Source organism: Ureibacillus sp. FSL E2-3493 (genome assembly GCF_038077515.1).
GTDB classification, from domain to species: Bacteria; Bacillota; Bacilli; order Bacillales_A; family Planococcaceae; genus Ureibacillus; species Ureibacillus halotolerans.
In genome coordinates, this window is the sequence record NZ_JBBOPK010000001.1 from 1967921 (window position 1) to 1988730 (window position 20810).

Below are 20810 nucleotides of genomic sequence, written 5' to 3' on the forward strand. Positions count from 1 at the left end.
ACATTTACTATGTGTCACTTGTACATCATTAATGAGAGGTAAATATTTGTCGTCTAAACAATTAAAAAATGTGGATAAAGGAGTAGCCATTTAGCTACTCCTTTTACTTTTTTAAATTGGACAAATATTTTTTTCAAACGATGGAAAACTAAATTTACTACGAAAACAAATGTTGCATCTCTTTTTTGCGCACTTTTGCTAACTGCAGAAGCTCGGAAGCATGTTGTAAAGTTAAATCTGTAATTTCAGATCCGCCCATCATACGACTTATTTCTTCTATACGATTTTGCATATCGATATTGGAAACCGTCGTATAAGTTCTATTTTTCTCCACTTGTTTGCGGATTAAATAATGTTGGTCGGCCATAGCAGCTACTTGTGGTAAATGGGAAATACAAAGCACTTGTGAAGAGATGGAAATGGCAGCAATTTTCTCTGCAATTGCTTGAGCTACTCTTCCACTTACTCCTGTATCAACTTCATCAAAAATAATTGAAGTAATACCATTTGAAGAAGAAAAAATCGTTTTTAAAGCGAGCATAATTCGAGATAATTCACCGCCAGATGCAATTTTTGGTAATGATTTTGGCGGTTCCCCTACATTTGTTGATATGTAGAATGATACATAGTCTTTCCCATTCACATCAAAACTATGTAAGGAATCAAAATTAACAATAAACTTAGCTTTTTCCATATGTAAATCTCGCAATTGATCCATGATGGCTTCACTAAGTTTTGAAGCACAATGCTTTCTTTTGCTCGTAAGTTGCTTTGCTAATTGCTCCAATTCCTCTTCCATTTTAGCTAATTTTATTTCGTTATTTTTAATCGTTTCATCTCGATTTTGTAATTGAACTAACTCATCGGTAATTTTTTCATAATAATTTAATATTTCTTCAACGGTTGTCCCATATTTTCTTTTCATCGTTTGATATTGAGCTAATCGATGTTCTACTTCGTTCAATCGATTTGGATCGAATTCCAATTCATCTATAATATTTTTAATTTGATGTGCCGCATCTTGTAATGCATAAAAGGAAGTTGTAACAGCCTCAGATGAATCTTTAAATTGCTCATCCAACTCTACGATATCATCCAACGCATTCATCGCATCACCAATATTATCTAATCCTTTTAATTCCCCAGAAATGGCCTCATAGGCAATATTAGCCCGTTCAAAAATTTTATGGAAATTAGATAACCGTTTCCGTTCTTCTAATAGTTCCTCTTCTTCCCCTAATTTCAGATTAGCTTCTTCCAGTTCATTCATTTGAAATTGATATAAATCTATTCGTTGGGCTGTTCTTTGTTCATCAATATTAATAGCTGCTATTTCTCGTTTGAAGTCACGATACGCTTGATACTTTTGAGTGTACCGTTCTTTCAATTCTGCTATTTCTTGATGGGCAAAATGATCCAGTAAATGAATATGCTGCTTTTCATCCATCAGCTCTTGACTTTCATGTTGACCATGAATGTCAATTAATGTTGAGCCAATATCTCGTAAAACGGATAACGGAACGAGTTTACCATTGACCCGGCATACACTTTTACCATTTTCATTAATATCCCGGCGAAGTATAATCGTTCCTTCTTCACTTTCAAGTCCAACTTCTTCAAGTTTTTCGTAAATTGGATGATGTTCATTTGTCATCATGAACAGTCCTGTTAGTTCTGCTTTTGTAGCACCATGTCGAATAAATTCTGAAGAAGCTCGTCCACCAGCAAGGAGATGAACGGCATCAATAATAATCGATTTTCCCGCACCTGTTTCACCAGTTAAAACGGTTAGACCATCAGAAAAATCAACTGTTAAGTCATCTATAATAGCAAAGTTACGTATACTAAGCTCTTTTAACAAAAATCCTTCACCTCTTAAAATACCCTTTTACTAAATTAGTAAAATTTATGAGATTCATTTAAATTAAAGTAAATCTAAAATACGTTCTTTTACAATTTCACGATCTTCTTCTCTACGACAAATAATAAGAATCGTATCATCTCCTGAAAGGGTTCCTAAAATCTCTTTCCATTCTAAATGGTCGATTAAAACCGCAATCGCATTCCCATTCCCTGGTAAAGATTTTAACATTAAAAAATGGGATACACCATCAATGCTTACGAAGGAATCTGCTAAAGCTCTTTGTAGTTTTTGCAATGGATTAAATCGTTGATCGGCAGGAAGACTGTATTTATAACGGCCATCTTGGAGGGGAACTTTTACTAAATGTAGTTCTTTTATATCCCTCGAAACAGTTGCTTGTGTAACGTTATATCCATTTTGTTTTAAACGATCTACTAATTCATCTTGCGTTTCAATTTCATTATTTGTTACAATTTCACGGATTCGCATATGACGTTGGCCTTTATTCATCCTGTTCACCTCTTATGAATATATATGTATATTTATACTAACATTCCACCTATAAAACCTCAAGAAAAAGTGGATGACCCTTATATGAAGAGTCACCCACTTATTTTGGGTATCATAAATTTTCATGTATACCAATTATCCAATAGTTATTTTAATTCACTATGTGCTGCTTCTACAATCTCTTTGAAGTTAGTAAAAGGTTCTACTTCTTCATTCGCTTTTGGATTTACTAAATGGAATAAAAATTCAATATTCCCTTCACCGCCTGTTATCGGTGAATAAGAAGCATTTTTTACAACAAATCCGATATCCGTTGCCATTTTAGCCGTATCTTCTAATACTTGTAAATGAATTTTCGGATCACGGACTATGCCTTTTTTCCCTACATTTTCACGCCCAGCTTCAAATTGTGGCTTTACTAGCGCCATCACATCTCCACCTGGCAATAAAATTGTTTTTAAAACCGGTAATATTAAAGAAAGGGAAATAAAAGAAACATCAATCGTTGCAAATTCCGGCAACCCTTCTGTGAAGTCTTCCGGTTTAGAATATCGAAAATTTGTTTTCTCCATTACCGTAACCCGTTCATCGGAACGAATTTTCCAAGCAAGCTGATTCGATCCGACATCGAGGGCATAACAATGTTTCGCCCCATTTTGTAAAGCACAGTCCGTAAAACCACCTGTTGATGAACCAATGTCCAACATCAATTTTCCTTCAACGGACATATCAAACACTTCTAATGCCTTTTCCAGTTTTAGACCTCCACGACTGACATATTTCAGTTGAGACCCTTTTACTTGGAGAGGTGCATCGATAGAAATCTTTTCACCAGCTTTATCGATACGGGTTTCATTGGAATAAACTAATCCCGCCATAATAGAGCGTTTTGCTTTTTCACGAGTTTCACATAATCCTCTTTCAACAAGTAATATGTCCACCCGCTCTTTGATTTGTTTCGTCATACTAATTTCGTTCCTACTTTTTTGTTACTATTCGCCAATTTTCGAAGGCGTTCAACGGCTTCTTCTTTTGTAAGATGAATTTCTTCCAATAACAAATCAACGCTACCTTGTTCAATAAATTGATCTGGAATACCCATTCGGTCGATTTCCACATCTAAGTATTTATTTTCACTAGCAAACTCAAGAACCGCACTACCAAATCCACCTTGAAGAACAGCTTCTTCAATCGTTAAGATTGGAACCTTTTTCGCTAATAATTCATGTAGCATATCAACATCTAAAGGTTTAATGAAACGAGCATTCACAACTTTTACATCAATTCCTGCTTGTTCTAATTCTTTAGCAGCATCCATCGCCATTGGAATTGTCGTACCAAAGGTTAAAATCGCAACATCCTTACCTTCTTTTAGTATTTCCCAGCTACCGATAGGGATTGTTTTCATTTCTTTATCCATCGGTACACCATAACCGTTACCACGAGGATAACGTAGCGCAATCGGTCCATCATTATATTCAATCGCCGTTTTTACCATATGTTGACCTTCATTTTCATCCTTTGGCATCATAAGAACCATATTCGGTAAATGTCTTAAGAACGCGATATCGAATACACCTTGGTGGGTTTCGCCATCCGCACCAACTAAACCAGCACGATCAATTCCAATGAATACGTTTAAGTTTGGTCTTGCAATATCATGTAATACTTGATCATACGCCCGTTGTAGGAAAGTAGAATAAATAGCTAAATACGGTTTCATTGCTTGAGTAGCAATACCTGCTGCCATCGTTGTTGCATGTTGTTCAGCAATCCCAACATCAAAGAAACGATCAGGGAATGAACGTTGAATTCCTTCCATTTTTGAACCAACCGGCATCGCGGGTGTAATAGCCACAATCCGTTCATCATCTTCCATTAGCTTACGAACTGATTCCGAAACTAAGCTGCTCCAACTTGGACCTTTTGCAGAAGATTTAACAAAGTCACCAGTTTCCATTTTATAAGGACCTGTACCATGCCATGTCCCTACAGTATCTTCTTCAGCTGGTTTATACCCTTTTCCTTTTTTCGTAATGACGTGAACAATGACAGGACCTTTTACTTTTTTCGCATACTCAAGCGATTTTTCTAAAGCTTCAAAATCGTGTCCGTCAATTGGACCTAAATATTTAAAGCCCATTTCTTCAAAGAATACACCTGAAACAACTAAATATTTTAAACTGTCCTTTACTCGTTCAGCAGTACTCGCAACTTTTCCACCTAACACAGGAATTTTTTTCAATAGTACTTCCAATTCCTCTTTTGCCTTTGAATACTCTTTTGCTGTACGCAGTCGACCTAAAATATTGTGTAATGCACCAACGTTTGGAGCGATAGACATTTCATTATCATTTAAAATGACAATCATGTTCTTTTTTTCATGGCCAATATGGTTTAGAGCTTCTAAAGCCATTCCACCTGTTAATGCACCGTCTCCAATAATTGGAATAACATAATTTTTTTCTTTTTTAATATCACGAGCAATAGCCATACCCATCGCAGCAGAAAGAGACGTGGAACTATGGCCAGTTTCCCATTCGTCGTGTTCACTTTCACTGCGCTTTGGAAAGCCGCTTAGACCTTTAAATTGTCGTAAAGTATCAAATTGATCTGCGCGACCTGTTAATATTTTATGAACATAAGCTTGGTGCCCTACATCCCATAAAAATTTATCCTTCGGACTATTAAAAGCCTTATGCAATGCGATCGTTAACTCAACAACACCTAGGTTTGGGCCAATATGTCCCCCTGTAATCGAACATTTTTCAATAAGAAAAGAGCGAATATCACTTGCTAGTGACTCTAACTCTTTTTTATTCATATTTTTCAAAAAGGATGGACTAGTAATTTTGGTTAAATCCATCTCACACACACCTTTTCATAATTATTAATCAAAGAAAACGTTTTTACTATTATACCAGTGAAAACTTTTAATCAAAAGAATTTGCTATTTTTTAATTATTTCGATGAACAATATATTGGGCAAACTCCTTTAATAAAGAAGTGTCCTTCTCCACTCTTTCTAGCGCTTCTATGGCAAAATGATAGTGTTCTTCTAACTTTTGCTTTGCTCCTTCGAGAGTAAGTAATGCTGGATACGTGCTTTTATTACTTTTTTCATCTTTCCCAGCAGTTTTTCCAAGTTCTTCGGAAGTGGCAACAATATCTAAAATGTCATCTTGGATTTGGAATGCTAAGCCGATATGGTGGGCATATTCTACTAATGCCGCCCGTTCTTCTTCACTTGCATTTGATAAAACAGCACCTGACTCTATACTAAAACGTAAAATTGCTCCTGTTTTATTTATATGGACATGTTCAAGCTCAGGTAAATTTAATTGACGAGATTCCCCATCGATGTCTAATACTTGTCCACCAACCATACCTTCAGCACCTGAAGCGATACTTAATAAATTAATTAGCTCAACCCGTTGATTGGATGGAACGTTTTCCATTCTCGCTAAAATACCAAAGCTTAATGTGTTTAGCGCATCGCCAGCTAATGTTGCTAATGCTTCACCGAAAACAATATGATTTGTCGGTTTACCTCTTCGCATATCATCATTATCCATACTTGGTAAATCATCGTGGATAAGTGAATATGTATGAATCATTTCCACAGCTGCACCGACAGTGAATGCTTCATGTTGTTTATTTTGAAACAAATCACATACTGCTAAAACAAAAAGGGGGCGAATTCTTTTCCCGCCAGCTTTTAACGAATAGAGCATAGATTCTTTTAATTGTTCTGGCGCTTTAATACATTGAACTAATGAGTATAACTCATTCTCAATTTTAGGTAAATTATCAGCAATAAATTCCTTTATACGATTTGTCATAGCTATTCCTCTCCGTTTGTTGGTTCAAAAGGTTGTTTCTCACCTTGGTCGTTTACTATCGATATTAATTGTTTTTCCGCATTTTGTAACTTTTCATGACAAAAATGGGATAATTCCATTCCATTTTTATATAAATCAATCGCTTCTTCTAAAGGGACGTCACCTTGTTCCAGCTTACGTACAATTTCTTCTAATTCGGACATAGCTTGTGCAAAGGACTGTTCTTTTTTCATTATTTTTCCCCTCCTTCATGAATTTCAATAATTTTTGCTTGAACTTTTCCATCATGGAAATGAATGTCAATTTCTTCATCTTTTGATAATTGCGTGACAGATTTAACGACTTGTTGCTCTTTATAAGTAACACTATACCCTCTTGTCATAATTGATAATGGGTTTAACGCCTCTAAAGTTCTTACATTTGCACCATATTGATCTTTCTTTTTTTGTAACAGAGACAAAACGGAGCGGGTTAATAAATCGGTCATATGATTAATTTGTTTATAATTATACTGGATTTCATTTTTAGGCGAATGGGATTTTATCGTCGAATCAAGTTTTTGTAATGCATTATACTTTTTCATCAAATACATTTGAGAGGCTCTACCTAGTTGCATATCCAACTGTACAATTTTTTCTATAAAGGGACGATACAGCCTTTCTGGTGTTGCCAATGGATAAGCATTTTGCAGTTTCTTTAAGCGGCTCCGCTCAAACTGGACTAATGCTGATGTCATTTGTTGCAATCTGGATTGATTAGATAATATTCGTTGAATTAACTCATGTTGGTTAGGAACAGCTAACTCTGCTGCTGCAGTTGGTGTCGGTGCACGAAGGTCCGCAACAAAATCTGCAATTGTCGTATCCGTTTCATGTCCTACCGCACTAATAATGGGAATTCTACTTTCAAAAATAGCTTGGGCAACGATTTCTTCATTGAATGCCCATAAATCCTCTATAGAACCGCCACCTCGACCTACGATTAAGACGTCACATAACTGTTGATTGTTCGCCAACTGAATATTTTTCACAATATTGGGCGCAGCATTTTCACCTTGAACAACGGTTGGATAAATAACGATTTCCGCTAAAGGATAGCGTCTGTTAATCGTTGTACATATATCTCTAATGGCTGCTCCCGTTGTTGCAGTTAACACGCCAACGGTATTCGGAAATTTAGGAATCGGTTGTTTAAAATTCGGATTAAAAAATCCTTCCTTTTGCAATCTTTCTTTTAATTGATTAAAAGCAACAAATAAGCCACCTACACCATCGGGTTCCATCGTTTGCACATACAATTGGTAAATTCCCGATGATTCGTACACATTGACTTCCCCTCGAATATAAACCTGCATCCCCTCTTCAGGCTTAAATTTCAATTTACTTGCTTGTGTACGAAACATAGCAGCTGTAATTCTTGCTGCATCATCTTTTAAAGTAAAGTATATATGGCCAGAACTATGTATTTTTACATTGGAGAGCTCACCTTTTACATACACTTCACGTAAATGAGGATCTGCATCGAATTTACGTTTTATATATTTTGTTAGGGCTTTCACAGTTAAATAAGAAGACGTTGTCATATGTACGGCTCCTCCAACTTAAAATTAGTATTTGTATGAAACTATCAAAATCATTTCATTCCAAAAGAAAAGCTGTTTCTCTTTTAGAAAAACACAATTTGTCGCTTAAAAGGGCAAATTGATGTATTTTCTTATGCGGAAAACTTATAGGTTCATATCCGCGCAGAAAAACAGCTTCTGTTTCTATAGTTTACATGTTTTCACCTTATTTGTCCTGTACTAAGGTGTTCTCTGCTGATTGTACAGTGTTATAAAGTAACATTGTAATCGTCATTGGACCTACACCGCCAGGAACAGGTGTAATATGGGATGCGATTCCATCAACTGCTTTGAAATCTACATCTCCAGTTAATTTATTATGATCGTCTCGGTTAATACCTACATCAATGACAACAGCACCAGGTTTCACATGCTCTTTTGTAATAAAGTTAGCTCTTCCAACAGCTGCGATTAAAATATCCGCTTGCTTTGTAATGGAAGGTAAATCCGGTGTTTTGGAATGAGTATATGTAACAGTAGCATCTTTTTGAAGTAACAGTTGTCCCATTGGTTTTCCAACAATATGGCTTCGACCAACTACAACTGCGTGTTTACCAGCGATGTCTATCCCTGAATATTCAAGTAATTTCATCACACCAAATGGCGTACATGGTAAATATGTCTCTTGGCCTAACATCATTTTCCCTACACTTACTGGAGAAAAACCGTCCACATCTTTATCAGGGGAAATCGTTGCGATGACTTTGTCTTCGTCGATATGTTTTGGTAATGGTAATTGTACTAAAATTCCATGAATATCGTTGCGATGATTTAATGAACGAATTTGTACAAGCAATTCTTCCTCTGTCACATCTTCCGGTAGTTGGATCAGTTCAGAGAAAATTCCAATTGCTTCACAAGATTTTTGTTTATTTCGAACGTAAGTTTGTGATGCTGGATTATTACCGACTAAAATGACAGCTAAACCAGGTGTCACTCCTTGTTCTTTTAACAATTGAACTCGCTCGGCAATTGATTTTCGAATTTCTTGGCCAATTTCTTTTCCGTTAATGATTGCACTAGACATCTTCTGATACTTCCTTTCAAAGGACTATTGTTGTGTGAATTTTGATAGAACACCATTGACAAATTTGCTAGACTTTTCATCGCCAAATGTTTTACAAAGCTCAATCGCTTCGTTTAAAACAACACGGCTCGGTGTATCTTGCATAAAGAGTAATTCATAAACTGCCAATCTCAATACCGTTCTTTCGATTTTAGGTAAACGGCCGAGTGACCAGTTTTCTAAATTTCGACTAAGTTTTTCGTCGATTTCTTTTTGATTTTCTGTAACACCTTGTACTAATTGTTCGAAAAATGCATCGGATTCTTCGTCATTTAGTACGTGTCCAATCGCTTCCTGTAATGTTAGATCTGTGTTGTCTAACTGAAACAGTACTTGCACAGCTTTTTCGCGCGCATCATGTCGTTTCATGTATAAATCTCCTTCATTAGTAACATTAAGTCCTATAATAACATATTTTAGCTATTCTAACACAGCTTCAAACGAACTTTTAAAAAATACGAACAGTAACATGATTTTTATTTAACTGGATAGCATTTTCTTTCATTTTTGAATGTTCGAGAGAAGAGTATTATGCTGTGTTTCCTTTTAACATCATTTAAAGACTTGTGCCGCCTTGACCGCTTTTTTCCATCCTTCATACAATGCTTCTTTTTTCTCCGCTTCCATTTCAGGAACAAATTTTTTGCCGATATTCCAGTACTTTGAAATCTCCTCTTTACTTTTCCAAAATCCAACTGCCAGCCCTGCCAAATAAGCTGCACCTAATGCTGTCGTTTCATTAATAGCCGGTCGTTCAACAGGAACGGATAAAATATCCGACTGGAATTGCATTAAAAGATCATTTTTCACAACGCCGCCATCAACCCGTAAAGATTTAAGGGAAATTTCCGAGTCTGCTTCCATTGCCCCTAATACATCTTTTGTTTGATAAGCAAGGGATTCTAATGTTGCACGAATGAAATGCTCTTTCGTCGTTCCACGGGTAAGGCCAAAAACTGCTCCCCTCACATCACTATCCCAATAAGGGGTTCCTAGTCCAACAAAAGCTGGGACGACGTAAACGCCCTCTGTACTGGAAACTTTCTCTGCATACCGTTCACTTTCACTGGAATCACGAAACATTCTTAATCCGTCACGTAACCATTGAATCGCTGAACCAGCAACAAAAATACTCCCTTCCAAAGCATATTCCACTTTCCCATCTATTCCCCATGCGATGGTTGTTAATAATCCGTGATTGGAACAGACCGCTTTCTCCCCAGTATTCATTAACATAAAACACCCAGTGCCATATGTATTTTTAACCATTCCCGACTCAAAACAAGCTTGTCCAAAAAGGGCTGCCTGCTGATCTCCAGCTATCCCTGCAATGGGGACTTCCACGCCGAAGAAATGACTTTTGGAAACATGCCCGTATATTTCAGATGATGGGCGTACTTCCGGTAACATCGTGGAAGGAATATTAAGTATTTCTAACAATTGTTCATCCCATTTTAGATCAAAAATATTATACATTAACGTTCTAGAAGCGTTCGAATAGTCTGTTACATGGACTTCTCCTTCCGTAAGTTTCCATATAATCCAACTATCAATCGTTCCAAAAAGCAGTTCACCCTTTTCCGCTTTTTCTCTGGCACCTTCTACATGATCCAATATCCATTTCACTTTCGTACCAGAAAAATAAGGGTCAATAATAAGACCTGTTTTTTGTTGGAATAACTCTCCATAACCTTGCTCTAATAATTCGTTGCAAATTGGAGCAGTTTGACGGGATTGCCAAACGATTGCATGATAAATCGGCTCTCCCGTTGTTTTATCCCATACGACCGTTGTTTCCCGTTGGTTTGTGATCCCTATGCCTTGAATTTGTTCAGGACGAATATTTTTTTCTGAAAGCACCGTTGCAATGACAGATAAGATGGAACTCCATATTTCATTTGCATTATGCTCAACCCAGCCATTTTGTGGAAAATGTTGTTTGAATTCTCGCTGGGAAATATGTTCTACCTTCCCCTCCTTATTAAATAAAATAGCTCGGGAACTAGTTGTTCCTTGATCTAATGATAAAATATATTTTTCCAATGTCTTCCCTCCAAAAGAACTACAAAACATTATGTATGTTTTTATTCATAACTATAATACCACTGTTACGACGTATACTTTTAACTCGAGTACTTTTTATTCTAAAAAAGAGTATGCCCAAAAAGACATACTCTTCTTTAAATCTATTCAAAAATTACATCTTTCTTTTAAATATTTTTTCCATCAGAGCAATTGAGCGACAAAATTATTCCCCTTGTTGACGATCAGCTGCTTCGTCTTTAATTTCTTCTCTAAAACCATCTAAAGCTTGTTTGCGGCGCTCGTTTTTAGCTTGAATCTTCGCTTTCTCTTCAGGACTTGAAAATCCCATCGTTTCTTCTGCTGCTTCAATATTTTCAATCGTGTTGTGAACCATCTTTTGTAATTTCTCTACATTATCTGAGCGGTCATCTGGATTCGGTTTACGATTATTCATCATTTGAAAATACCTCCTATTTTTATTTTTACGGGATTAGTTTGGTTCCATTTCCTATGTTTATACAGTAATTGCATTGTTAATCGAATAAAAAAAGATCTCTTTCTAACTTAAGAAAGAGATCTACTATTTGTTAATTACTCGTCATCTTTTGAGTTTTCGAATTGAATGGCCGTAATATGAACATTTACTTCACTCGTATCAATCGATGTCATATTAAAGATTGCTTGACGAATGGATGTTTGGATTTCCTTCGCTACTTTTGGAATAGAGTAGCCATATTTTACTGAACAAAATACATCCATCACAATTTGTCCATCTTCCGAAATCGTTGCCTTAACACCTTTAGAATGGACTTTTTTTCCTAAACGTTCTGCAACACCTGATGCAAAGTTTCCTCTTGTAGCAGCAACACCGTCAATTTCTGTTGTGGCAATTCCTGCGATTACCTCAATTACTTCAGGAGCTACTTCGATTTGACCAAGTTCTTCTTTACCAGAAGGAGTTGGTTGTATGAAAGCTTTTGCTACTTTCTCAGCCATCTTCTTCATCCTCTCTTACTTCGCAAATTGTCTTCTTATATTAATAATGACAAAATTCACAAAGATTTCTATTTAGAATATATTATACCTTATTTTTTTCCTTAGCGCTTTATCGAATACATTTTTTCTAAATAATATTTTACTCATGTTCTTTCCAAATGTTTGCCAAATATTCATAAGAAGTTTTACGCTTTTCAATATCATAAATTGGACTATTAATCATCAATTCATCTACTTCACGATGGCGTAAAAATTCTAATAATTGATCATATACAGTTTGTTTAGAGCCGTAGAACGTATATTTCAGTTGTTGGAATACGACTTTCTTTTCATCCTCTGTCCAAAGGCTTGCCATTTCCCTTGGCGGTTGGGTTTTACCCCTTTTCCCTTTAATGATGCCTAAAAACTGTTGGAATAATGTACTAGCTAAATATTCCCCTTCTTCATCGGTATTTGCCACCATAGCATTCACAGCAACCATAGAATAAGGTTTATCCAATACGTTTGAAGGTATAAAGTTTCTTCTATACGTATTAAGGGCATCATCTAACAAATCAGGTGCAAAATGACTTGCAAAGGAATATGGTAAACCAAGTCGACCTGCCAATTGGGCACTATAAAGACTGGAGCCTAATAACCAAACAGGAATAGACATTCCTTTTCCAGGTACGGCAATAACAGGCCGTTCAACATCTTCAAAGTACCCTCTTAATTCATCTACTAAACGATCAAACTCATAAGCTCCTCTATCATCACGTCGTAACGCACGGGCTGTGAGCATATCTGAACCAGGTGCTCTTCCTAACCCTAAATCGATTCGACCTGGATACATGGATTCTAATGTTCCGAATTGCTCTGCAACAACGAGTGGTGAATGGTTCGGTAACATAATCCCCCCTGAACCAACTCGAATCTTACTTGTTACAGCAGCTAAATACCCTATTAAAACGGGTGTTGCAGAGCTGGCAATCCCTTGCATATTATGATGTTCTGCCACCCAATATCGATTGTAACCAGACTTCTCAGCAGTCAGGATTAATTCTCTACTATTTTGAAATGAATTAGCTGGCGTTTGCCCCTCTAAAACGGGTGCTAAATCGAGTACAGATAATTTTGGTAACAACTGTAACTCCCCCTTCCATATTGATAGTATAAAACGAACTGGAGAAGTATTCATTTATTTCGTCTCGGGACAAAAAAATGACTATCTCAAATTGAGATAGTCATTTTATGGAATCATTTATTGATTCGGTACTTCTTCTTTTTTTGCTGTATTTAATAAATCGTTTTCCTCAAGGAATTTCGTATTGAATTTTCCTGATTGGAATACTTCATTGTTCATTAAAGCTTGATGGAATGGAATCGTTGTATGAATTCCAGGTCCCGCCACTTCAAATTCACTTAAAGCACGATTCATTTTAGCAATCGCTTCTTCTCGAGAATCCGCATGAACAATTAATTTGGCAACCATTGAATCGTAATATGGGGGAATTGTGTACCCTGCATATACTGCAGAATCAATACGAACCCCATAACCACCTGGTGTAATATAAGTTTCAACCGTACCTGCTGAAGGCATGAAGTTTTTATATGCATTTTCCGCATTAATGCGGCACTCAATTGCCCAACCATTCATTTTAATATCTTCTTGTGTAAATGGAAGTGGCTCTCCAGCTGCGATTTTTAATTGTTGTTGTACTAAATCAACACCTGTGATCATTTCCGTTACCGGATGTTCTACTTGGATACGCGTATTCATTTCCATGAAGTAAAACTTATCTTCTTGATAATCGTAAATAAATTCGATTGTACCCGCACCTTCATAATTACAAGCTTGTGCAGCTTTAACAGCTGCAGTACCCATTTCAGCTCGACGTTCTTCTGATAATGCAGGTGAAGGTGCTTCCTCTACAAGCTTTTGCATACGGCGTTGAACTGTACAGTCCCGTTCACCTAAATGGACAACATTTCCAAAAGAGTCTGCTAACACTTGAATTTCACAATGGCGGAAGTATTCGATGAATTTTTCAAGATAGACACCTGGATTACCAAAAGCTGCTGCTGCTTCTTTTTGCGTAATATCGATCCCTTTTACAAGGTCTTCTTCCGTACGAGCAACACGAATCCCTTTACCGCCGCCGCCAGCAGTCGCTTTAATAATAACCGGGTAGCCAATCTCTTTCGCCCATTTTTTACCTGTTTCAATATCTGGAACGATCCCAGTACCAGGTACAAGCGGTACCCCTGCTTCTTCCATCGTACTACGGGCAACGTCTTTTATACCCATGATTTTAATAGAATCAGAAGAAGGACCGATAAATTTAATACCTGCATTTTCACAAGCTTCAGCAAAATCAGCATTTTCAGCTAAAAAACCGTAACCGGGATGAATGCCATCGACCCCTGTTTTTTGGGCTACACCTAAAACTGCCGGGAAGCTTAAATAAGAGTCTTTTGATAGTTTTGGTCCGATACAATATGCTTCATCTGCTAATTTCACATGAAGGGCATTTGCATCAGCTTCTGAATATACCGCAACGGTTTCAATACCGAGTTCTTTACAAGCACGAATAATTCGTACTGCAATTTCACCACGGTTTGCAATTAAAACTTTTTTCATTATAGAAGCACCCCTTACTCAGGTTTCACTAGGAATAGTGGTTGTCCATATTCTACTAATTGCCCGTCTTTCACAAGTACTTCAACAATTTCACCTTTAATTTCAGCTTCAATTTCGTTGAATAATTTCATTGCTTCAACGATACATACAATTGTTTCTTCTCCAACTTTATCTCCTACTTTTACGTATGGTGGTTGGTCAGGTGAAGGTGCTTGATAGAATGTCCCTACCATTGGCGAAGTAATTTTATGTAATGAAGATTGATCAACAGTAACAGGTGCTGTTTTTTCCTCCACTTTTACTTCTTCCTTAGTCGTTTCAACAACAGGTTCTACAGCTACTGGAGCTGGCGCTGGTTGTTGTACTACTGGAGCAGTTTCAACTTTAGGAGCGACAACTTCTGTTACAACTCCGTTATTTTTTTTCAATTTTAGTTTAGCCCCATCATGTTCATAAACGAATTCGTCTATGGATGATCCGTCAACTAATTTAATAATTTCTCTCAATTCTTGTACTTTAAACACGTAAAGACACCCCTTATGTTTTATTCACTTCTTTACTATTTTATAGTTTTTTTCCTAAATTTGAAATACATAAATACAATTTTAAAGAAATAACGTAAAAAACAGTGCTTTCGTCTTGAAAACGAACGCACTGCGTAATTTCTGTTAGCTAAAATATTATTCTTGTAATAATAATTTCGAATTAATAGTAATTCGATTCAACGTTTACTTGTACATCGCTTACATCTTCAAGTTCTGATCGAACTGTAAAAATAATTTCGTTAGCTTGTTGTTTCGAAATTTCATCTGATAATACTGTTACTGCCACTTTCTCATCTTCTACTCGTACTAGAGCATCTGAATAACCAAGGGATTCAATTAACATCTCTAGCATAGATTCTGATGACTCTTGTTCAATAAGGGCATTCATTTGGTTAAAGGCTTCATTTTTCTCTTCTGCTGAATACTCATCAGATGCAATTTTTTGTGTTAGTTGCTCTCTTAATTGATCTCGTTCATTACTTTTTTCCATTCTCATTTCTTCAAATAAGTAACTTTCAGATGTTGTTGTAGTCATTTCTTCTTCATCTACACCTGTTAGAGTAGTTTCTTGTAATGCGTCATCTGAAAAAATTGTCGCCAGATCCACATCACGATTTGGTTCAAATACATAGTAAACTGAAATGACGGCCGCTAAACTTAGTAGCGTTAATAACCATACTGTTCTTCTTTTTACTTTCATTGTTCATCTCCTTTACTCTCCATCGGTACAATCATAATTCTGTGAGTAGGCATTTGCATTACTCGACTAATAGTTTCCAAAAGTTGCTTTTGAATAGCTGGGTTAGACGCCCCTTCCGATACAACGAGCAATCCTGATACATGCTGTTGATTTTCACTTGAACTGAGATACCCATTTAATAGACTGTCAGCGTTTGAATCCTTTGATGAAGGGACATCGTAATGAAAGTAGACCTTTACTTGTCCAACACCTTTAATCTGACTTAGGGTTTGCTCAAGTTTACTTTCCTCTTCAGATGAGTTATATTGCTCCTCCTTTGGATCATTCAACGTTACAGAAATGTACGCAATGAACACTAGAACTGCAATCGGAATAAAGATTAATTTTTGTTTTGACCATTTCTTTTCCACCTCACGTTCTTTAGCGCCTCCTTTCTATCAAATACGCCTCGGCGTATTGCCGGAGGCTTTCCCTTTGTTCAGCATCGTTCAAAATGAATTCATAATCTTCATATTCCCTTTACTCTAGATGAAGGCACTTTACTGAACAAAGTTTAACGTTTCATCACATTGTATGAAGCTAGTCCTAACTGTATGCTTTATAGTTTAAGAAAATCTAACACTGTTGTTAAAAAAATTAATAATGTTGCTAGTTTTACATAGACAATGACGTCTTTCTCATCAGCTAAAAGTAATAAACATTTCCCTATTAAAATAATGATGATGAGTTTGATCAAAAGCTTTTCCCCACCCCTAGCTGCATAATCACTATTAAGATGAGCCAAATAAATACAAAGGCAATTCCAAGTAATATTGCTACAGCACAAAGTAATAATAAAGATTTCCCAACGTCATCTAACAGTCCGCTAATCGTACTTCCGGTAAAGGGTTCTATAACAGCAGCTAATAACTTAAAGGTCATAGCATGGATTAGTAGTTTACCAGCTGGATAAAAAGCAGCAATCCAAAAAGCCGTCATCGCTCCTAATCCTACCACTGTAGTAGCAGTTGATTGATATTTATGGAATATCGAAAACCCTTCTACAATGAGAGAGCCGACGATGGGTATCGTTTGTTCGATTACTTTTTTTACTGGACTTGCTATAGCTTGGTCAATTGTAAAGAAGGCTACACCAGTAAAGGAAAGTACCGTTACCATTCCTAAAAGCGATGCTGTAATGAGTGTCATGACGGTTCCACGAATTAAATCTGATGCCTTTGAAAATGAAATATCTTGAATAAATCTAGAACAAAAATCAAGAATTAGCGCTACCGTTATGGCAGGAATTAAAATTTTTTTACAAAGTAGCATAAGCATTTCAAAAATAAAGAGAACGACTGGGCTCCAGGCGATAAATGAAAATACCGCATTTAATACAACTAAAATGGAAGTTAATATCGGTGTAATGGCTAAAAAGAAATCCGAGGCTACGTTGACGATTTGCCCCATCGTAGAAAAAGCATCCATTACAGTTTGTCCAAGGGTTAATACGAGTACAATGATGAATAACGTATCGCCCCATTTTTTAAATTTCGGCACAAAGGCCTCTATCAAAAGAAATAACACGGTATAAATTAAAACTAAGATGATGGATTGTCCAGCGAGTTTCAATGGATCTGTAAAAACATTTAGTATTTCATTCATTATTAAAGCCCCTTACTGAAGCTTTTCTAAAATTGACGAGAAATCTGACAATACTTTTGCAAATTCGCTAGTCCAATAAAATAGTAATACGATGCGAATGGAAAACATGACAAGTTCTCCAAATGTTTCATATTCCTTTTCATCAAATAAAGATTGAAAGAACAAACCTATCTGGTAAAAAAGTGCAGAGTACACAAGCTGAGGTACATATGGCACTGATTGCACATAAGTAAGGAGCTGCTCTGTAAAAGGAATAGCGAGCATCGACAGTAAGAAATAAAGTAAGATGAAAAAGAAAACAATGACGGTTATCGCGTGTAGTTTTTCGAACGTTTCTTTAATTAGTATTAAAAGTAAAATTAAAATGACAGCATAAATTAAAAATTTCATATGTTACCCTAATTTAAATTTAGCCATTGGAAGAATGTAAGTATGTCGTCAAAGAAAAGCCGTAAAAATCGAATTAGTTCTGCCGTAATATACAAATATGCGATAAAAAATATAAAGAATGAAAATTCCTTTTTGCCGATTTGCTCAAAGAAAACATGAAGTAAAGCAATAATGAGCCCTACCCCAGCTACCCGCAAAACGTCCTGTAATTCCATCACGACGCCTCCTTGTGTAAGGCAATATATGAGCTTGTTCAAAAAAATAGACCTTTTTATCATGAAAAAAAGTCATCTCTTCGAAAGAGATGACTTAAAAAATGTTCAATAATGAAAGAAAAAGCCTTCCATAAAGGAATGGCTTTTAACTTTCATTTCTATTCTTTTCTACTATGCACGAGATACGTAAGATCCGTCAGTAGTATTAATCACTAATTTGTCCCCTTCATTTACGAAGAATGGAACTTGAACAACTAAACCAGTTTCAAGGGTAGCAGGTTTTGAACCACCAGAAGCAGTGTCTCCTTTAATACCTGGTTCAGTTTCTTTCACTTCTAATACAACTGTGTTTGGTAATTCAACACCTAGCATTTCACCTTGGTATGATTGGATGTAAACTTCCATATTTTCAAGAAGATATTTTAATTCTTCTTCGATTTGTACACTTGCTAATTCTGTTTGTTCATATGATTCCATATCCATGAATACGTGGGAATCACCTTGTGCATATAAATATTGCATTTTACGGTTATCGATTTGTGCCTTTTCAACTTTCTCACCTGCGCGGAAAGTTTTTTCTGTTACGTTACCGTTACGTAGGTTACGTAATTTCGAACGTACGAAAGCAGCACCTTTCCCTGGTTTAACGTGTTGGAAATCCATTACACGGTATAATTGGCCATCAATCATAATTGTAAGACCAGTACGGAAATCGTTAACTGAAATCATGAGTTGTATTCCTCCATTATAAAATAATTAAATCTTTGGTTGAATGGGTTAATTTTTCATTACCTGTTTCTGTGATTAAAATATCGTCTTCAATACGAACGCCGCCAATTCCCGGTAAATAAATACCTGGTTCAATTGTCACCACCATATTTGGCTCTAGAACGTTTTCGGAACGAGATGAAAGGCCTGGGCCTTCATGTACTTCAAGTCCGATTCCGTGGCCAGTAGAATGACCAAACGCCTCGCCATAACCTTTTGAAGTTAAATAGTCACGAGCAACTGCGTCAGCTTGAATACCAGTCATACCTGGTCCAACTTTTTCTAATGCTAGAAGCTGTGATTCTAAAACCGTTTGATACATTTCCTTTAGTTTATCTGACGGTTGACCAACTGAAATTGTCCGCGTGATATCTGAAACGTATCCATTGTAAATCGCACCGAAATCAAGTGTGACGAAATCACCCTTTTCAATGACCTTCTCTGTTGCTACACCATGGGGTAATGCGCTGCGCACACCACTAGCAACAATTGTGTCAAAAGATGATGCAGTTGCGCCTTGTTTTCGCATGAAAAATTCTAATTCATTCGATACTTCAAGCTCAGTTACACCTGGCTTAATGAATTCTAATATATGGGAAAAAGCATTGTCAGCAATTTCACATGCAACCTTAATAATATTAATCTCTTGTTCAGTCTTAATCAAGCGAATTTTTTCAATTAACCCAGAAAGCGGTATTAATTCAGCGTTTATTAGGGATTTATAAGTTTCAAACATCCCGTAAGTCATCGTATCTTTCTCAAAACCTAACGTTTTAATACCCATTTTTTCTACTTGTGTAGCTACTTCTTTATAAAGAACACTTTCATGTTGTACGATTCGGAAATGCTGGACTTGATTTTTTGCTTGTTCTGTATAACGGAAGTCTGTTATAAAAACTGCATCATCTTTTGTCACAATGGCTACTCCAGAAGTGCCGGTAAAACCTGTCATATAACGACGATTGTAGTCGTTTGTAATTAATAAACCATCCACATTATTTTCTACTAATGCTTTACGTAATTTCTCTAATTTTATCATCCCATTTTCCTCCCTTTATTGTTCTAGAAACTTTCTAAGTGCTAATTGATAACCAAAAGTTCCTAGACCACAAATTTGACCAACACATTCTGCAGCAAGTTTTGACTCATGACGAAACGATTCCCGTTTATGTATATTCGAAATGTGCACTTCAATGACAGGCACATTTACGGCTGCAATTGCATCTCGAAGAGCGATACTTGTATGGGTATAAGCTCCCGGATTAAACACAATGCCATCCACATTTCCGTCCTCCGCTTCATGAATCCAATCAATTAATTCCCCTTCATGGTTCGATTGCCGAAAATCAATTGTAGCATTGAATTGCGTCGCAAGATTTTGACATTTCAGCTTAACATCATCCAATGTTTCACTGCCATAAATCTCCGGTTCACGCTTCCCTAATCGATTTAAATTCGGTCCATTTAAGATTAATACCTTCATCGACATTCTCCTCTTTTAACGGAAATTACCACTTTTATTTTATCATAGTGTCTTTATACGGCAACTTATTTCGTTCATTTTCAGCTTTATAATGAAACATAGCCGTTTCAAAAACAAATCGGGCCGTAATGATAAGTGTCACCATAAATGGAATTGATAATTTTTTAAAGGATGAAAGTTCTGCAGGTAAATCAAAAATAATCCACTCACAAATAAGGGCAAAAATTGCACCAATGATCAAAGAAGAGAAAAAAGGTGGAACCATTTGAACGAATTGCATGATGAAATAAAAAATTAAAATAATACAAAAGATGACAATGATTAAAATAAGCCATTGAACGGTCCAATGACTTTCCGTTAATATATCTAACCTTGTTGTATAGCCAACTGGACTCCATTTGATGAAATGAAAAAGGGATAATAATTTCAATGTTAGAGCAAGTAATAATGAAGCAAATAGACTTGTGAAAATTGCCAAATAAACCATATGAACACCTCTTTTTTTCTCCTTAGTTTCCCCC

Annotated in this window: 25 protein-coding genes; all 25 read right to left on the minus strand. The window is 36.3% G+C overall.

Annotation, left to right across the window (positions count from 1 at the left end):
* Window positions 1-157: 157 nt before the first annotated feature.
* On the minus strand, window positions 158-1861 hold the full coding sequence (gene recN, locus MHH69_RS10050) for a DNA repair protein RecN (protein ID WP_341362245.1): 1704 nt from the start codon (window positions 1859-1861) through the stop codon (window positions 158-160).
* Between the two features lie 63 nt (window positions 1862-1924).
* Window positions 1925-2374 carry a transcriptional regulator AhrC/ArgR gene (gene ahrC / locus MHH69_RS10055; RefSeq protein ID WP_122971841.1) on the minus strand — a complete coding sequence of 150 codons (450 nt, stop codon included), beginning with the start codon at window positions 2372-2374 and terminating at the stop codon, window positions 1925-1927.
* Between the two features lie 146 nt (window positions 2375-2520).
* Window positions 2521-3339 (minus strand): TlyA family RNA methyltransferase, encoded by an 819-nt coding sequence (locus tag MHH69_RS10060; protein ID WP_122971842.1) that lies wholly within the window; start codon window positions 3337-3339, stop codon window positions 2521-2523.
* Window positions 3336-5240, minus strand: a complete 1905-nt coding sequence (gene dxs, locus MHH69_RS10065) for a 1-deoxy-D-xylulose-5-phosphate synthase (RefSeq protein ID WP_122971843.1) — start codon at window positions 5238-5240, stop codon at window positions 3336-3338. Before dxs ends, MHH69_RS10060 begins: the two co-directional genes overlap by 4 nt.
* Before the next feature lie 91 nt (window positions 5241-5331).
* A complete protein-coding gene (locus MHH69_RS10070; RefSeq protein ID WP_341362246.1) occupies window positions 5332-6216 on the minus strand; it encodes a polyprenyl synthetase family protein in 885 nt (294 codons plus the stop codon).
* A 2-nt stretch (window positions 6217-6218) separates the two neighbouring features.
* Window positions 6219-6452, minus strand: coding sequence for an exodeoxyribonuclease VII small subunit (gene xseB, locus MHH69_RS10075; protein WP_277749716.1), 234 nt, complete (start codon window positions 6450-6452; stop codon window positions 6219-6221).
* Entirely contained in the window at window positions 6449-7798 is a 1350-nt protein-coding gene (gene xseA, locus MHH69_RS10080) for an exodeoxyribonuclease VII large subunit (protein WP_341362247.1), read from the minus strand. The genes xseB and xseA overlap by 4 nt, the downstream gene beginning before the upstream one ends.
* Before the next feature lie 205 nt (window positions 7799-8003).
* Entirely contained in the window at window positions 8004-8864 is an 861-nt protein-coding gene (folD, locus tag MHH69_RS10085) for a bifunctional methylenetetrahydrofolate dehydrogenase/methenyltetrahydrofolate cyclohydrolase FolD (protein WP_122971847.1), read from the minus strand.
* 24 nt (window positions 8865-8888) lie between these two features.
* Entirely contained in the window at window positions 8889-9272 is a 384-nt protein-coding gene (gene nusB / locus MHH69_RS10090) for a transcription antitermination factor NusB (RefSeq protein WP_122971848.1), read from the minus strand.
* A gap of 183 nt (window positions 9273-9455) precedes the next feature.
* Window positions 9456-10946, minus strand: a complete 1491-nt coding sequence (glpK, locus tag MHH69_RS10095; protein WP_341362248.1) for a glycerol kinase GlpK — start codon at window positions 10944-10946, stop codon at window positions 9456-9458.
* 205 nt (window positions 10947-11151) lie between these two features.
* Entirely contained in the window at window positions 11152-11382 is a 231-nt protein-coding gene (gene tlp, locus MHH69_RS10100) for a small acid-soluble spore protein Tlp (RefSeq protein ID WP_122971903.1), read from the minus strand.
* Between the two features lie 137 nt (window positions 11383-11519).
* A complete protein-coding gene (locus tag MHH69_RS10105) occupies window positions 11520-11924 on the minus strand; it encodes an Asp23/Gls24 family envelope stress response protein (protein ID WP_122971850.1) in 405 nt (134 codons plus the stop codon).
* 139 nt (window positions 11925-12063) lie between these two features.
* Complete coding sequence (locus tag MHH69_RS10110; protein ID WP_341362249.1) at window positions 12064-13047, minus strand: LLM class flavin-dependent oxidoreductase; 984 nt, start codon at window positions 13045-13047, stop codon at window positions 12064-12066.
* A 117-nt stretch (window positions 13048-13164) separates the two neighbouring features.
* Window positions 13165-14544: an acetyl-CoA carboxylase biotin carboxylase subunit gene (gene accC / locus MHH69_RS10115; RefSeq protein WP_341362250.1), complete on the minus strand. Its 1380-nt coding sequence runs from the start codon at window positions 14542-14544 to the stop codon at window positions 13165-13167.
* A gap of 14 nt (window positions 14545-14558) precedes the next feature.
* Complete coding sequence (gene accB / locus MHH69_RS10120) at window positions 14559-15068, minus strand: acetyl-CoA carboxylase biotin carboxyl carrier protein (RefSeq protein WP_122971853.1); 510 nt, start codon at window positions 15066-15068, stop codon at window positions 14559-14561.
* A gap of 181 nt (window positions 15069-15249) precedes the next feature.
* On the minus strand, window positions 15250-15789 hold the full coding sequence (locus MHH69_RS10125) for a SpoIIIAH-like family protein (RefSeq protein WP_122971854.1): 540 nt from the start codon (window positions 15787-15789) through the stop codon (window positions 15250-15252).
* On the minus strand, window positions 15786-16199 hold the full coding sequence (locus MHH69_RS10130) for a hypothetical protein (protein ID WP_122971855.1): 414 nt from the start codon (window positions 16197-16199) through the stop codon (window positions 15786-15788). Before MHH69_RS10130 ends, MHH69_RS10125 begins: the two co-directional genes overlap by 4 nt.
* Window positions 16200-16387: 188 nt before the next feature.
* On the minus strand, window positions 16388-16525 hold the full coding sequence (locus MHH69_RS10135) for a hypothetical protein (protein WP_158599690.1): 138 nt from the start codon (window positions 16523-16525) through the stop codon (window positions 16388-16390).
* Window positions 16522-17433: a stage III sporulation protein AE gene (locus tag MHH69_RS10140; protein WP_122971856.1), complete on the minus strand. Its 912-nt coding sequence runs from the start codon at window positions 17431-17433 to the stop codon at window positions 16522-16524. Before MHH69_RS10140 ends, MHH69_RS10135 begins: the two co-directional genes overlap by 4 nt.
* A 12-nt stretch (window positions 17434-17445) precedes the next feature.
* Complete coding sequence (locus MHH69_RS10145; RefSeq protein WP_122971857.1) at window positions 17446-17823, minus strand: hypothetical protein; 378 nt, start codon at window positions 17821-17823, stop codon at window positions 17446-17448.
* An 8-nt stretch (window positions 17824-17831) separates the two neighbouring features.
* The gene (locus MHH69_RS10150; RefSeq protein ID WP_122971858.1) at window positions 17832-18038 is read right to left on the minus strand and encodes a stage III sporulation protein AC; all 207 of its coding nucleotides are present in this window, start codon (window positions 18036-18038) and stop codon (window positions 17832-17834) included.
* Window positions 18039-18209: 171 nt separating this feature from the next.
* Complete coding sequence (gene efp / locus MHH69_RS10155) at window positions 18210-18767, minus strand: elongation factor P (protein ID WP_122971859.1); 558 nt, start codon at window positions 18765-18767, stop codon at window positions 18210-18212.
* A gap of 16 nt (window positions 18768-18783) precedes the next feature.
* Window positions 18784-19845 carry a M24 family metallopeptidase gene (locus tag MHH69_RS10160; protein ID WP_341362251.1) on the minus strand — a complete coding sequence of 354 codons (1062 nt, stop codon included), beginning with the start codon at window positions 19843-19845 and terminating at the stop codon, window positions 18784-18786.
* 15 nt (window positions 19846-19860) lie between these two features.
* Window positions 19861-20289, minus strand: a complete 429-nt coding sequence (aroQ, locus tag MHH69_RS10165; protein WP_122971861.1) for a type II 3-dehydroquinate dehydratase — start codon at window positions 20287-20289, stop codon at window positions 19861-19863.
* A gap of 34 nt (window positions 20290-20323) precedes the next feature.
* Window positions 20324-20776 (minus strand): hypothetical protein, encoded by a 453-nt coding sequence (locus MHH69_RS10170; protein WP_122971862.1) that lies wholly within the window; start codon window positions 20774-20776, stop codon window positions 20324-20326.
* Between the last annotated feature and the right edge of the window lie 34 nt (window positions 20777-20810).

Coding starts and splice junctions, on each gene's coding strand:
- ahrC (WP_122971841.1), bottom strand. CDS start 2,374: ATGAATAAAGGCCAACGTCATATGCGAATCCGTGAAATTGTAACAAAT.
- MHH69_RS10060 (WP_122971842.1), bottom strand. CDS start 3,339: ATGACGAAACAAATCAAAGAGCGGGTGGACATATTACTTGTTGAAAGA.
- dxs (WP_122971843.1), bottom strand. CDS start 5,240: ATGGATTTAACCAAAATTACTAGTCCATCCTTTTTGAAAAATATGAAT.
- MHH69_RS10070 (WP_341362246.1), bottom strand. CDS start 6,216: ATGACAAATCGTATAAAGGAATTTATTGCTGATAATTTACCTAAAATT.
- xseA (WP_341362247.1), bottom strand. CDS start 7,798: ATGACAACGTCTTCTTATTTAACTGTGAAAGCCCTAACAAAATATATA.
- folD (WP_122971847.1), bottom strand. CDS start 8,864: ATGTCTAGTGCAATCATTAACGGAAAAGAAATTGGCCAAGAAATTCGA.
- nusB (WP_122971848.1), bottom strand. CDS start 9,272: ATGAAACGACATGATGCGCGCGAAAAAGCTGTGCAAGTACTGTTTCAG.
- tlp (WP_122971903.1), bottom strand. CDS start 11,382: ATGAATAATCGTAAACCGAATCCAGATGACCGCTCAGATAATGTAGAG.
- MHH69_RS10105 (WP_122971850.1), bottom strand. CDS start 11,924: ATGGCTGAGAAAGTAGCAAAAGCTTTCATACAACCAACTCCTTCTGGT.
- accC (WP_341362250.1), bottom strand. CDS start 14,544: ATGAAAAAAGTTTTAATTGCAAACCGTGGTGAAATTGCAGTACGAATT.
- MHH69_RS10125 (WP_122971854.1), bottom strand. CDS start 15,789: ATGAAAGTAAAAAGAAGAACAGTATGGTTATTAACGCTACTAAGTTTA.
- MHH69_RS10140 (WP_122971856.1), bottom strand. CDS start 17,433: ATGAATGAAATACTAAATGTTTTTACAGATCCATTGAAACTCGCTGGA.
- MHH69_RS10145 (WP_122971857.1), bottom strand. CDS start 17,823: ATGAAATTTTTAATTTATGCTGTCATTTTAATTTTACTTTTAATACTA.
- MHH69_RS10150 (WP_122971858.1), bottom strand. CDS start 18,038: ATGGAATTACAGGACGTTTTGCGGGTAGCTGGGGTAGGGCTCATTATT.
- efp (WP_122971859.1), bottom strand. CDS start 18,767: ATGATTTCAGTTAACGATTTCCGTACTGGTCTTACAATTATGATTGAT.
- MHH69_RS10160 (WP_341362251.1), bottom strand. CDS start 19,845: ATGATAAAATTAGAGAAATTACGTAAAGCATTAGTAGAAAATAATGTG.
- aroQ (WP_122971861.1), bottom strand. CDS start 20,289: ATGAAGGTATTAATCTTAAATGGACCGAATTTAAATCGATTAGGGAAG.
- MHH69_RS10170 (WP_122971862.1), bottom strand. CDS start 20,776: ATGGTTTATTTGGCAATTTTCACAAGTCTATTTGCTTCATTATTACTT.